The following is a 12,692-nucleotide window of genomic DNA, read 5'->3' on the forward strand; positions in this document are numbered from 1 at the left end:
GGGTGATTGCGACACGGTCCGCCCTGCCGTGCGGCGCAACGCGCCTGACGCCTGAGGTGACCGAATGGATTTCGCACTGACCGAAGAACAAGTGGCCATCTTCGACATGGCCCGGGCGTTTGGTGCCGAACACATCGCCCCCCATGCCCGCGCGTGGGAAAAGGCCGAGATCATCCCGAAAGACCTTTGGCCAAGGTTGGCCGAACTTGGCTTTGGCGGGCTTTATGTCAGTGACGCATCGGGCGGATCGGGACTGTCCCGGATGGATGCGACCCTTGTGTTCGAGGCGCTGAGCATGGCCTGTCCCGCCACCGCCGCCTTTCTGTCGATCCACAACATGTGCGCCGCGATGATCGACCGGTTCGGGTCGGACGCATTGAAATCGCGCTATCTGGCCGATGCCGTGGCGATGAAGACATTCTTTTCCTATTGCCTGACCGAACCCGGATCGGGGTCAGACGCCGCCGCTCTGCGCACCCGGGCCGACCGTACCAACGATGGCTATGCGCTGAGTGGCACCAAGGCGTTCATTTCCGGCGCGGGGTACTCGGACGCCTATGTCGTGATGTGCCGCACGGGCGATGCCGGCGCGAGTGGGATCAGCGCCGTCGTTGTCGATGCGGGCTCGAAGGGACTGTCCTTTGGCGGGCTAGAGGACAAGATGGGCTGGCGCGCGCAACCCACACGGGCGGTGCAGTTCGATGATTGCCATGTGCCCGCCGCCAATCTGTTGGGTGACGAGGGGGCGGGGTTCCGCTATGCCATGGCCGGGCTGGACGGCGGGCGGTTGAACATTGCCGCCTGTTCGCTGGGCGCGGCGCAAGCGGCGATGGACGCCACGCTCGCCTATATGTCGGAACGCCGCGCCTTTGGCCAAAGCATTGACCGGTTTCAGGGATTGCAGTTCCGCCTTGCCGATATGGAAATCGACATGCAGGCGGCGCGCGTGCTGCTGCGTCAGGCGGCTTGGAAGCTGGACAAGGCCACGCCCGATGCCTCGCGACATTGTGCCATGGCCAAGAAATTCGTCACCGAGACCGGCAGCCGGGTGGTCAACGACTGTCTGCAACTGCATGGCGGTTACGGCTATCTGGCCGACTATGGGATAGAAAAGCTGGTGCGCGATCTGCGGGTGCATGAAATTCTTGAAGGCACGAATGAGATCATGCGGGTGATCGTCGCACGCGGTTTGATTGAGTCTTGATCGGTGGCTGACCATAGGCTGATCGCGGTCTGAGGAGGGAATATGTTTACGACCAGCATGGATTTCGGACTGGGGGATGACATCGACGCCCTGCGCGACATGGTGCATAGCTGGGCGCAGAAACGGGTCAAACCGCTGGCCGCCGGGATCGACGCCGACAACTGCTTTCCCCCCGATCTGTGGCCCGAGATGGGCGAATTGGGCGTGTTGGGCATCACAGTCCCCGAGTCCGAGGGTGGTGCCGGTATGGGATACCTTGCCCATGTCGTCGCGGTTGAAGAGATCGCCCGGGCCAGCGCCTCGGTTTCCCTGTCCTATGGCGCGCATTCCAATCTCTGCGTCAATCAGATCGCCCTGAACGGATCACCCGAACAAAAGGCGCGGTATCTGCCTGACCTGATCTCGGGCACCCGCGTCGGTGCCTTGGCCATGTCCGAGGCGGGGGCCGGATCGGATGTGGTTTCGATGAAACTGCGCGCCGAGAAAAAGAACGACCGCTTTATCCTGAACGGCACGAAATACTGGATCACCAATGGCGGCGAGGCGGGCACACTGGTGGTCTATGCCAAAACCGACCCCGAGGCGGGTTCAAAAGGCATCACCGCCTTCCTGATCGAAAAAGACATGCCCGGGTTCACCCAGTCCGATCACTTTGACAAGCTGGGCATGCGCGGCAGCAACACCGTGGAACTGGTATTCGACGAGGTCGAGGTGCCGTTCGAAAACATCCTTGGGCAGGAAGGGCGCGGCGTGCGCGTGCTGATGTCCGGGCTGGATTATGAACGGGTTGTGCTCTCGGGCATCGGTCTGGGCATCATGGCGGGCTGTCTGGACGAAATCATGCCCTATCTGGCGCAGCGCAAACAGTTCGGTCAGCGGATCGGAGATTTCCAGCTGATGCAGGGAAAGATTGCCGACATCTATACAAGGATGAACAGCGCGCGGGCCTATGTCTATGCCGTGGCGCGGGCCTGTGATGCAGGAAAGGTGACGCGGGCCGATGCGGCGGCCTGTGTTCTTTATGCGTCGGAAGAGGCGATGACCGCCGCTCACCAGGCGGTGCAGGCGATGGGTGGCGCAGGTTTCATGACCGAAACGCCCGTATCGCGCCTGTTTCGCGACGCCAAATTGATGGAAATCGGCGCCGGCACCAGCGAAATCCGCCGCATGCTGATCGGACGCGAGATGATGGGCGCGATGGGCTGACGGCAATCAGCGACAGGAGAGTCATTCGGAATTCTTTGTAAAATCGGGCCGTTAGAAATCGGGTGTGCACTTTTCCAGAAATGCGCTGTATCCCTCGCGGAACTCGGGCGCGGTGAAGGTGCGTTCGAACACCGATTGCTCCGGTAAAAACACCGGTTCGCTCAGCCCGTTGGTGATTGCCTTGATCGCGGCCAGCACACCGGGGGCCAGAACTGCCAGTTCGGCAGCCAGAGTCTGCGCCGCAGCAACGGCATCGGTATCGCTCAACCGGTCAATCAGACCGATGGACAGCGCCACGCGCGGGGCGACACGACGGCCGGTCAGAAGCAGATCCTTCGCCCGCGCGACGCCGACCTTTTCGATCAACTTCCATGTGTCGGCGGGCGAATAGGCAAGCCCGAGCCGGGCAGGGGTGATCGCAAAAGCAGCGGTTCCGTCCGCCACCTGCAGAACACAGGTCAGCGCCAGCCCGCACCCACCGCCAAAGCTCGCGCCCCGGATTGCCGCGATCACCGGGCGGGGCAGATCACGCAGCCGGGCCTGAGCGCTGCGCACGAACCCGTTATAGGCGTCGATCGAGTCAGGCGTGCAGCGGTTGCGGATCACTTTCGGTCAGGATCACGCTCAGCCCGGTGGGATAGATGTTGATGCCGCGCAGCTTGACCATGTTGTCGCTGCGTCCCTGAAACCCTGCGATCCGGCGCAGGGTCAGACCCATCGGCGATTGATCCGCGCGAAAGGCGGAAACGTCATGGGTGCTGAAACGTATGATCGGAAATACGTCATCCTTGAACAGGCAGGTGCAGGCCATGTCGCCGCTTTGAAGCGCGGTCAGCAGCTCGTTCAGTCGGGCGGCATTCTGTCCGGATTCCGCCGACAGCGCAGCGTCGGGCAGGGGGCGGCCTGCGGGTGACAGCGGATGCGACCCTATCGGGGCACTGCCCGCCCGGTTCGTTACAGCACCCACCGGTGTCGCCGCTCCGGCCAGCGCACCTGCCAACCAGTCCAGAAGATGCGGCGGCGCAGCCGCACGATCCCTTGGGGCGGGCCGTCGGTCAATTGCGGCCAGCAGGGCGGCGCTGAGCGGCCGGGAGATGGCGCATCCATCCGGGCGTATAATTTGTCCGGATATATTTCTACGTTTCGCTCGCGATCATAAGTCTAAATTCGCGCGTGAAACGCCAAAACGCCCGGCCATGAATCCCGAACGGGGCGATGTGCGCAGGGAGTGTCCTGGCGGGGCCATACCTGATCGGATGAAAATTCGCATTCCTTCGCAGATTATTCACCCCCGCCATGGATTATTGCGGCGATCCCCGGCCATACTCTGCGGACACCTGCACGGGCAGGATGCGCAAACGGGCAAAGGAAAAACAGATGACGGATTTCTCGGGACAGGTGGCTGTGGTGACGGGCGGTGCACAGGGAATCGGCCGCGCGGTGGCTGACCGGCTGGCGGCGGGCGGTGCACGTGTCGCCATCTGGGACATGGACGCAGATCTTGCCAATACGGCAGCCAAGGCCATGGGCAACGGCGCTTTTGCGCAACAGGTCGATGTATCGGACTGGGACAGCGTCAGCGCTGCGATGGCCGCGACTCTGGATATCGCCGAACGGGTCGACATTTGTGTCAACTCGGCCGGGATTGCCGGATCGAACGGCCCTCTGGCCGATTACCCGGTCGACGAGTTCCGCAAGATTACCGAGATCAACCTGCTGGGCACCTTCCACGTCAACCGCGCCGTGGTTCCGACAATGACCGAGCAGAACTACGGGCGAATCGTCAACATCGCCTCGATCGCCGGAAAAGAGGGCAATCCGAACGCCAGCGCCTATTCCGCGTCAAAGGCCGGGGTGATCGGGCTGACGAAATCGCTGGGCAAGGAGCTGGCGGGTCATGATATCGCCGTTAACTGCGTTACACCTGCCGCCGCACGCACCCGTATCTTTGATCAGATGAGCCAGGAACACATCGATTTCATGCTGAGCAAGATCCCCCGCAACCGGTTTCTGGAGCTGGACGAGGCGGCAGCGATGATCGTTTGGCTGTGCACGCGCGAAAACAGCTTTTCCACCGGCGCAGTGTTTGATTTGTCGGGCGGGCGCGCAACCTATTGAACCGGTGCGCTTGCCGCGCCGTCTGTCGCGGCTGATCGGGGTCAGACCAGTCCTGACCAGATCAGCCGCAGCAACACCAGAACCAGAATTGTGTGCAGCGCCGGGCGAAACCGCGGTTCACCGATCAGGATCAACAGGTGCCGCCCGGCCAGCGCATCCAGAAACCCGGTGACGTTCATTGGCAAGCCGTTTGATATCGGAGAACCTGTTCCGGGCTTATCAATGCGCACCAGCGACGCAAATTTCAGTTACTGCATTGCCTCGGACAATGCGCGGCGCGACGCTGGTGTCGCCATCTGATCGTGTGCGCGTCGAAACTCGGCCACGGCTGCCGGGCGGTTGCCGGAATTCAGATATGCATATCCGCGCAACAGCGAGAGATCACGGTGCATCCGACCGGTCAGTCGTTCGAGTTCGTCGAAATATGCAATGGCCCGGCCATAATCCCCACGATTGTACGCGTAAACACCGCGTTTATCGAGGATTTGACTTTCGATCTCCACCCGTTGCTTACGGTCGAAATGCGTGTTGGCGGCGACCTCGGCTGCCTGATCGATCATCCCGAGGCGCAGCATCGCCAGCGCCATGCCATAGGCTGAATCCGTTCTGGATTGGGCGGTTGATCCGATTGAAGTGGCCTTCCGGAAATCATTCAAGGCCTCCATCGGACGGTCGGCGTTCAGCGCGCACCACCCGCGTTGGGACAGGATCGCGCCGCTTTGAGCGTTGGCCGTCAATGCCAGACATCCCTGCCAATCGCCGCGTGCGGCAGCCTGTGCCGCGCGGGAAAGATTGGGCGCAGCAGCAGACCCACCGCCTGCAGGTTGGGGTGTCGATCCGCCCGACGATGATCGAGCCGTCGATGTTCGGGGCGGCGCAGGTTGCGAGGTCGCCGACCGGGTGTCGAGCGTTTTGGGCCTTGGGTTTGGCCTTGGACTTGTCATCATGGCAAGCGTCGGGTCGGACTCCGGATCGTCGGGCGCCGATTGGCTTGTTGGGTCGGTGGGCGTTTTGAGCGGCACAGAGCTTGCCCCCGCGCGAAGCCGATTTTCGACCACAGTCAACTGTTCGGCTGTTTCCGGGGAGGTTTCGCGGGCCAGATCTGCCAGGGCGGACAAGGCTGCGGCATCAGCGATCGCGGCGGATTTCTCCAGCGTGGCGATCAGAACCTCGGACGTGTCGCAACTGCGCAATACGCTGCGATAGACGGCGAGGGCCGATTCATTGTCACCCACTGACTGATATTGCTCCGCGAGCAGCCAGGCGTTGTTGACCCGCTCGCAACGCAACAGGGCGGAATTGCTGCGCGCGACGCGGATTGCGGCATTTGCCTCGCCGGCATCGACCGCCTGGGTAAAGCGGCTCTGCGCCTCTGCAATCACAAGGGTTTGCAACAATTCCTCGGTTGGGGACCACGCGGGATAGGCTTGGCGAGTCTTGTCGATCAAGGATCGAGCGCCATCGAAATCGCCGGTCGCGATCAGACCATAGATCTCGTCGATGGCTTCGGCGGGGACATCACGCGAAACTTCGTTCAGATCCTCTGACGGCGTCCAGTCGGGATATTGAAGTTGCAGGCGGCGGATTTCAGATTGCACCGCCTGCTCATTGCCCTCGCCGATATAAAAGCGGAGCGCCATGAGATCGCCGTCGGGCGGCGTCTGGGCCGCGGCCGGAACGGCGGCCAGCGCCTGCAGCATGGCGAACGCGGCGATGAGTTTCCAAATGCGCGTCACAGGGGGAAGCACATGGGTGCGCTTTTGGCTTGGGCAATCATGGTCATCACCTGCAAGGTTGCTGGATAATAGGGGTCGTCGGACACGAAAGGCGGCAAGGCCGAGCCGACGCTGTTCTGCGCGCTGCAGATGGAAAGCGCCGCGACGGCCTTATACCCCGCATGCGCGCTGGTTTCGAGGATCTTTCCGGTTTTTCGGTCGATGACGGTGGCCGCGCTGCCTTCTGGTGCGCGCGCCTGCGCTTCGGCATAACGCAGAACAGCGGGGTGCGCGTTCAGGCCTGACCAGATCAGGAAAAGCGGTATGCGCATCGCCTCATACCCGGCGTTGAACGAGAAGTCCTGTGCGGGGCGGATTGCATCACTGGTGATTTCCACCCAATCCGGCACGACGCCGTCCCGCGCCAGCGTGGTTTGCAGATCGACCGCGCCGCGCGCTGCGAGAGCGAGTTCGGGCAGTTCGAAAGCTGTCGCCAATTCGGTCATCGCCAACGGCATCGAATAGCAGGGATTGATGATGAATCCGCTGTCGGTGCGAAATCCGTGTGCCGCGGGCAAAAGCAACGGTGTCGCGTCCGATCCCGGACTTTCTATGATACACAGCTCGACCAGATCCGTCGCGATGCTCTTTGCCAGTTCGCGGTATTCCGGAACCGAAAATTTCCGCGACGCCTTGAGAAGCGCCCAAGCCCGGAACAGATCACCGTCGCTTGCATTGTTGGTGTCGGGCACCCGCTCCGGCGCGTCGGGCAGCCAGCGCCAGGCGAGCAGATTGTCGGACCGGACGCCCAGATTGACTTTGGTCCAGGTCTCCATCCTTTCAAACGCAAGCCGGTCGCCAACCGTCACGGCAAGCAGCATGCCATATGCCTGCCCCTCCGAATGGCTGGCGTTCTGCTGATTGCGGTCAACCACCCGGCCCGAGGAATCCAGATTGGCAGCTTTCCACGCCGCCCAGACATCGCGAAGATTAACCTCGATGTCCGCGTCCTGACCATACGCCGGCAGTCCGGACAGTGCGCCCAACCCCGCAAAGGCGCCAATGCCAGCCATGACTTCGCGTCGATTCATTTTCTTTTCCGCCTTGTCAGCATGGCAATCCCGATAGCGACAATTGCAGAACAAAAGATTAATAAAAACAGCGGAATGACGAAGCGGGCGGGTGTTATCGTGACGTAATTCCCAACGACGGCGCGCATGTTGCCCAATGTCAGCGGTTCGTTCAGGGACAGCGGCTTCTGCGGTGAAGTCCAACTGCTCCAGCCGTTCTCGGACGAATACAGTGCGACCTGACCGTGTGGGCCCTCGAACTCTTGATGACTGGCTGCGAGGGACGCAACGATTTCGACAGGATCGGCACGGGACCGCAGGATCAGCCAGATTTTTTCAGGCGTCGCCATATCCGGCTGGATCAACATGGCTTCCGCAGAATGCCTTGCAAGCCATGTTTGCAGATCCGGCTCGGAGCCGCGCCACATTTCGGCCAGACCGTCAGACAGGCGCGATGGCAGGGCGGCAGCGCGTTCCAGATCATAGAAAACACGCCACCACGGCCCATCGTCGATATTTTTCCACAGATCTATGTCCTCGACCGTTTCCTGGGCGGTCGACAGGAGGACAGATTGCAATTCGGCGCTGTTTCCATCGACAATGTCGCCTTCCAGCGATGACAGATCGGCGGGCACCCCCACCGTCAGCTCAAAGTCCGACCGGTTCGCGTCTGCCTGATCCGATGGCGCATCGTTGACGTAGACGGCAGCGAGTTGGGGCAGCATGCCCAAGGGGATCGAACCGCGCCCGGCCTCGCTCAGCCGGATCGAGTCGGGGCCGATGACGCCAAGCACGGCTTCGATGCTTGGCAATGACATGTTGGGCGAATCCGGAACGAACAGCGCAGTCGTCCCCGATACCTGAAAGATCGGAACGTCCCTGAGCTCACAGGCCTGATCCGGCGGATCACCGGGGACAAGCGCCTCGAACGTCAGACGGTTCACCCCCGGTGCCAGCAGGTTTGCGGCAAAGGGAACGCGAAGCGTCTTAAGCGGGCGGCCCGATCTTTCGGCCTCGTCCAGAGGCAAGAGACGGATCGTCGTGTTGTTGATCTTGACGAGCAGCAGCGATCCTTGCGGCAGCTCATCGTCGTATTGATAATCGAGATTCAGCTCGGCCTGTTGCGACGCAAGCAGCAACCAGTCCCGCGGCAGACGAAACGATACCGGCGCGCGGAAATAACGCCCCTGTCCTTCGATGATCGGGGTACCGAGATCTGCAATAGACGTCTGGCGGCCGGGCGTCAGCAGTGGCGGCACATCGCCTGAACCTGCGTCTTTCAGGGCCCCGGCAAGCATCTGACCGACTTCGGCATAGCGACTGCTGTTGGTGACCAGAACGATGGCCCCGTCTCCGCCGCGCCGAAACTCTGGCCCATTGGGCAGCTTCTGGTCAGGCGGCAGAGCCGTGACCCGCGCCAGCTGTGGCGGCTTCGGCGAGACGGCATAGTAATCCTCGAACGCGATCTCGGGGGGGGTGCCGCCAAAGACATCCCCGACCCTTGCGATGATCCCGGCGGCGCCGGCCAGCGGAAAATCAGCGCCCGAGATCCGGATCGAGAACGGTTGGCCCCGCCCCAGTTGCGCGCCGATCGCCGCAAGAAAACCCAGTGGATCGGGCGTCAGGTCATCCTTCTGTGTTTCGACGCCGCTTTCGGCCAGGTCAATATCGGTCCACAGGCTGAACGACGCTTCCGGTCCGCAAAAAACGCGGTGTACCTGCCGCGCCACCAGAGAAACCTGATTTCGGCCTGCCTTGAACAGTCCGGCGGGCACATCCAGCGTGTCGATGGAATCTTCTTGGAAATGGTTCGGTGTGATCTTGCCGATAGAGGTTCCATTCACGAAAACCTCGATCGAAGACCGTTCAGGCAAAATGTTGATCGCGCTTCTGGTTGTCAGTCGAAACGTGGTGGCATCAGTTTCGCTTGGCAGGACCAGAATGAACTCTTCACGCGAATATTGACCCTGCATCCGGAAACGGTTTGCCGAGCCGACCTGCGCCCGCACTGTCCGGAGCGGCATGATCAAGGTCGCGGGTTCTGGCGCGCTTGCCAAATCCCGGGCGGTTTCGTCGTGCATCGCGCGCGGCGCTGTCGGGGCCTCCGGCATGTTAAACCGGTCGCTCGCGGACCCTTCCGGGTCTTCGAAATCTTCCAGAATGATCTGTTGGGCCGATGCCTTTTGCAGCGGAAGAACAGACGCCAGCATCGTGGCAATCAGAAGGGGTTTCCACCGGATCATCGCCATCTAACTCCCGACTCCGAAATATTTTTCTGCTTCAGGCGACGGTTCGTTCGGCTTTTGCCCGGGCTGAACCGGAGCGGAGACAACATTTGCGAGTTCGTTGGATGGCACGTGCGTGGCCGTCTCAAGCTCAGCCTTTCGGCGGGCGGGTTCGTTCAGAAAATCATAGACGGTTGTGGGCAGGGACAGGATGCCTTTGGAAAACACGAAGACCAGCCCCGAAAACAACCCGCGGCCCCTGGAGTGCACCTTGCGGAAAAAAGTCCAGCGCGCGCTGTCGCCGAAGGTGAGAAAGGCGGCCAGACGACTTGCGGCGATCATGTCCTTCGAGGCAATGGCGAGGTTTACAGTCACCCCCTCCACACCGCTGCGCACAGATGCGATTGTCGCGGGCAGCGCGGCTGCCAGATCAGGCTCATTGGTAAGTATCGCGTGGACCTCGACAGCGCCGCCCTCACGGGCCTCGTTCAATCGATCCTTGCCATCGGGGCCGCGGGTATCGCCGTCGACTCTCAGGATCAATGATTTCGCCCCGGCGGAAAGGATCGTGGCGTCCAGCGGATAGCTGCCCTCGCCACCCGAAATCAGGTGCAGCGACGCCGGCACTGAAACACCCGTTCGCGGCTTTAGCAAACGCCGAGGGCGTTCGAAAACTGCGCGCAGAGCCAAAGAGGTGAGCAGGAAGTTGTAAAGATTCCATGCCCCAACAAGCTGTACGACAGTCCGGTCACCCGGAAATGCGATCCAGCGGTATCCGCCGGCGATCAATCCCAACAGCATCAGCAGGGTCAGACCCAGCAATGGCAGGTAAATCGGTGACAGGAAGGCGTGGTCAAGTTCTTCCTCTTTCACAGTGACCTTGAACTGCGCGGCGCGGGGTCGGAGCACGGTGCCGATGATCGCGCGCAGCAGATAGGGAGTCTGCGCAATCTCATAAACTTCAGAGATTTGCGGCCATCGAACTTTGGAGAACAGGGCGCTCTGAACCAGAAAACCGATCAACAGATAGGGCAAGATATAGACCAGAACCTCTTTAGAGGAGACGACAAAGATTTCGAGACCGAAGAACATATAGAACAGCGGACTGATCAGAAAAATCATCCGGATCAACGGAAACAGCCAGAAACTCATCGAGTTGAGATAGCAGAGCCGCTGTGTGATCGAGAGACCCGAGCGGAAGATCGGGTTCTTCAGGATGAGCATTTGGATCATGCCCGTGGCCCAACGGCCCCTCTGCTGGATGAACGAGGCAAAGGTTTCGGGCTGCAAGCCGCCGATCATCGCCTGATCCAGATATTTGCTTTCCCAGCCACGCGCATGGATGTCGAGAGCGGTTTCCGCATCCTCGGTGATGGTTTCGCCAGAGATTCCGCCCACCTCATCCACTGCCCGGCGTCGCAACAGCGCGGCCGATCCGCAGAAGAACGCGCCGCCCAGCCGGTCAAGACCCCGGTGGATCGTGGTATAAAACATCTCGTTCTCGGACGGACAGGTTTCCGGCAAGCCAATGTTGCGCTCGATCGGATCGCGGTTGATGAAAAAGTGCGGCGTCTGAACAAGAAACAGGCGCGGGTTCTCGACAAAATATCCGACCGTTCGGATCAGAAAGTCGCGGCTGGGCACGTGATCTGCGTCCAGAACAAGAAACAGCTCACCGCTCAGGTTCTGCAATGCAGAGTTCAGGTTACCAGCCTTCGCGCTCTCGTTGCGGGCGCGCGTGACATAGACGACACCCAGATCGCTGCACAGTTTCTGCAACCGCGCGCGGCGGGCTTTCGACTCGGTCGCGATGGCGGGGTCGGAGTGGTTGCACCGCTGATCGGTCCCGCCATCATCGCACAGAACCACCGTCACCTTGTCGTGCGGATAGTTGATCTGCTTTGCTGCGGCCAGCGTGACGGCCAGCAGTTCATCGGCTTCATTATAGGAGGGAACCAGAATGTCGACGCTGGGCACGTCTTTTACCCGCACACGCGCGGGCGGTTCCGGGTCGGTCGGGTCGGCGGTGACAAGTGCTGTCAGAAAGAACAGGCCGACAGTAAAGGTTTCAGCCCCGAACAGGATGATGGCGGCGGCGAAGGACAACGGTTCTTCTGGCGATGGCAGCGTTTCCGTCAATCGCCACAGCCAATAGCGCAGGGTGAAAAAGCTTGCCACTGCAAGCATTCCGAAACGAATAGGAAGGCAGACATGGACGAAAGGTTTCACCACCAGCAGCAGGCCAACTGTCACCAGCGCCAACACTCCCTGAACCGCGATCGAGGTCGGAACCGACGCGAGAAACAGGATCGGCACCATCAACAGCAGCCAAAGCAGGACCATCACCGACACGCCAAGGCGCGAGACTACTCCTGAAATATTCATGGCCGCGGACCGGCAAGTGGTGAAAGCATCTCGGGTGCGTCGCCCGGACGTTTGGTTTTGGCGGCAAACCCGGCTTGCGTGGGTTCTGCGGCGATCAAAGCCTCATCGGCTGTTCCGTGGATGCAGTTGCGCAAAATCATGTCCATTGCTGATCGGCCTGCCGGTACGATCCGGGTTGCACCGTCAAGTCGGCGCAGGGCAAGCACGCAGGTCAATCCGGCATTGTTTGACCATTCCGCCCAGTTCAGCGCACCAAGACTATCTGTGCGGCTGAAGAACGAAAGGTCTGCGATCTCTCCAAACGGAAAGAGATCGGTATCCAGCGATGCCAGATACTTCACGGGCTGGAACCGTCCGTTGGTTGCAAGGTCCGCGCCATGTGCTCTCAGCATCACGACATTATCGCCACGCAATGCGGTGCGATTTGTCAGCAGGATGCGTTGTTCGGCATAGGGCCCAACCAGACGCGCCAGCACCATTTCCGCGTCGGGAACTGAAATCCACGCGCTTGCGAGCGGCTGCTGAACGAACGGTTCCTGCGCGAGGTCCGTGCGAAATTCGCCCATCGGCAGGACAAATGTCTCGCATCCGGCCAGCAGCACGCAAGCGGTCCAGAGAAACGGCTGCCTCAAGGCGTCACCGTTTCTGAAGGTGATCGAGCGCGGGTCGAGTTCCGTAACGGAAAGTTGCTGCCACAATGCAGCCGGGACTGGATCAACGATGGATATTTTAGCACTGCCATATCTTCACACGACCCATCGAAGCGTGG

Annotated in this window: 11 protein-coding genes; 3 read left to right on the forward strand and 8 right to left on the reverse strand. The window is 60.8% G+C overall.

The window, feature by feature from the left end:
• Positions 1-64 precede the first annotated feature (64 nt).
• Together FQ320_RS02040 and FQ320_RS02045 are read left to right on the forward strand one after the other, a co-directional pair.
• Positions 65-1,204 carry an acyl-CoA dehydrogenase family protein gene (locus FQ320_RS02040; protein ID WP_148469570.1) on the forward strand — a complete coding sequence of 380 codons (1,140 nt, stop codon included), beginning with the start codon at positions 65-67 and terminating at the stop codon, positions 1,202-1,204.
• A gap of 42 nt (positions 1,205-1,246) precedes the next feature.
• A complete protein-coding gene (locus tag FQ320_RS02045; protein ID WP_148469572.1) occupies positions 1,247-2,410 on the forward strand; it encodes an acyl-CoA dehydrogenase family protein in 1,164 nt (387 codons plus the stop codon).
• Between the two features lie 51 nt (positions 2,411-2,461).
• Here FQ320_RS02045 and FQ320_RS02050 read toward each other — a convergent pair whose 3' ends face one another.
• Both FQ320_RS02050 and FQ320_RS02055 read right to left on the reverse strand, forming a co-directional pair.
• On the reverse strand, positions 2,462-3,016 hold the full coding sequence (locus FQ320_RS02050) for an enoyl-CoA hydratase/isomerase family protein (protein WP_148469574.1): 555 nt from the start codon (positions 3,014-3,016) through the stop codon (positions 2,462-2,464).
• Positions 2,991-3,410, reverse strand: coding sequence for a phenylacetate--CoA ligase (locus FQ320_RS02055; RefSeq protein WP_148469576.1), 420 nt, complete (start codon positions 3,408-3,410; stop codon positions 2,991-2,993). The genes FQ320_RS02050 and FQ320_RS02055 overlap by 26 nt, the downstream gene beginning before the upstream one ends.
• A gap of 377 nt (positions 3,411-3,787) precedes the next feature.
• Between FQ320_RS02055 and FQ320_RS02060 the strand changes: the two genes are divergently transcribed.
• Positions 3,788-4,528 (forward strand): SDR family NAD(P)-dependent oxidoreductase, encoded by a 741-nt coding sequence (locus tag FQ320_RS02060; RefSeq protein ID WP_148469578.1) that lies wholly within the window; start codon positions 3,788-3,790, stop codon positions 4,526-4,528.
• A 41-nt stretch (positions 4,529-4,569) separates the two neighbouring features.
• Here FQ320_RS02060 and FQ320_RS25485 read toward each other — a convergent pair whose 3' ends face one another.
• From FQ320_RS25485 to FQ320_RS02085, 6 genes are all read right to left on the reverse strand, one after another.
• Positions 4,570-4,707: a hypothetical protein gene (locus tag FQ320_RS25485; protein WP_187393742.1), complete on the reverse strand. Its 138-nt coding sequence runs from the start codon at positions 4,705-4,707 to the stop codon at positions 4,570-4,572.
• A gap of 69 nt (positions 4,708-4,776) precedes the next feature.
• Positions 4,777-6,264 carry a hypothetical protein gene (locus tag FQ320_RS02065; protein WP_255509339.1) on the reverse strand — a complete coding sequence of 496 codons (1,488 nt, stop codon included), beginning with the start codon at positions 6,262-6,264 and terminating at the stop codon, positions 4,777-4,779.
• Positions 6,261-7,334 carry a glycosyl hydrolase family 8 gene (locus FQ320_RS02070; RefSeq protein WP_148469580.1) on the reverse strand — a complete coding sequence of 358 codons (1,074 nt, stop codon included), beginning with the start codon at positions 7,332-7,334 and terminating at the stop codon, positions 6,261-6,263. Before FQ320_RS02070 ends, FQ320_RS02065 begins: the two co-directional genes overlap by 4 nt.
• Positions 7,331-9,562, reverse strand: coding sequence for a cellulose biosynthesis cyclic di-GMP-binding regulatory protein BcsB (locus FQ320_RS02075; RefSeq protein WP_148469582.1), 2,232 nt, complete (start codon positions 9,560-9,562; stop codon positions 7,331-7,333). Before FQ320_RS02075 ends, FQ320_RS02070 begins: the two co-directional genes overlap by 4 nt.
• Positions 9,563-11,923, reverse strand: coding sequence for a UDP-forming cellulose synthase catalytic subunit (gene bcsA, locus FQ320_RS02080; protein ID WP_255509340.1), 2,361 nt, complete (start codon positions 11,921-11,923; stop codon positions 9,563-9,565). It lies immediately after the preceding gene.
• The gene (locus FQ320_RS02085) at positions 11,920-12,555 is read right to left on the reverse strand and encodes a hypothetical protein (protein WP_148469584.1); all 636 of its coding nucleotides are present in this window, start codon (positions 12,553-12,555) and stop codon (positions 11,920-11,922) included. Before FQ320_RS02085 ends, bcsA begins: the two co-directional genes overlap by 4 nt.
• Positions 12,556-12,692: the final 137 nt, after the last annotated feature.

Source organism: Oceaniovalibus sp. ACAM 378, from assembly GCF_008085915.1.
Lineage (GTDB): Bacteria > Pseudomonadota > Alphaproteobacteria > Rhodobacterales > Rhodobacteraceae > Oceaniglobus.

Coding starts and splice junctions, on each gene's coding strand:
- FQ320_RS02040 (WP_148469570.1), top strand. CDS start 65: ATGGATTTCGCACTGACCGAAGAACAAGTGGCCATCTTCGACATGGCC.
- FQ320_RS02045 (WP_148469572.1), top strand. CDS start 1,247: ATGTTTACGACCAGCATGGATTTCGGACTGGGGGATGACATCGACGCC.
- FQ320_RS02060 (WP_148469578.1), top strand. CDS start 3,788: ATGACGGATTTCTCGGGACAGGTGGCTGTGGTGACGGGCGGTGCACAG.
- FQ320_RS25485 (WP_187393742.1), bottom strand. CDS start 4,707: ATGAACGTCACCGGGTTTCTGGATGCGCTGGCCGGGCGGCACCTGTTG.
- FQ320_RS02070 (WP_148469580.1), bottom strand. CDS start 7,334: ATGAATCGACGCGAAGTCATGGCTGGCATTGGCGCCTTTGCGGGGTTG.
- FQ320_RS02075 (WP_148469582.1), bottom strand. CDS start 9,562: ATGGCGATGATCCGGTGGAAACCCCTTCTGATTGCCACGATGCTGGCG.
- bcsA (WP_255509340.1), bottom strand. CDS start 11,923: ATGAATATTTCAGGAGTAGTCTCGCGCCTTGGCGTGTCGGTGATGGTC.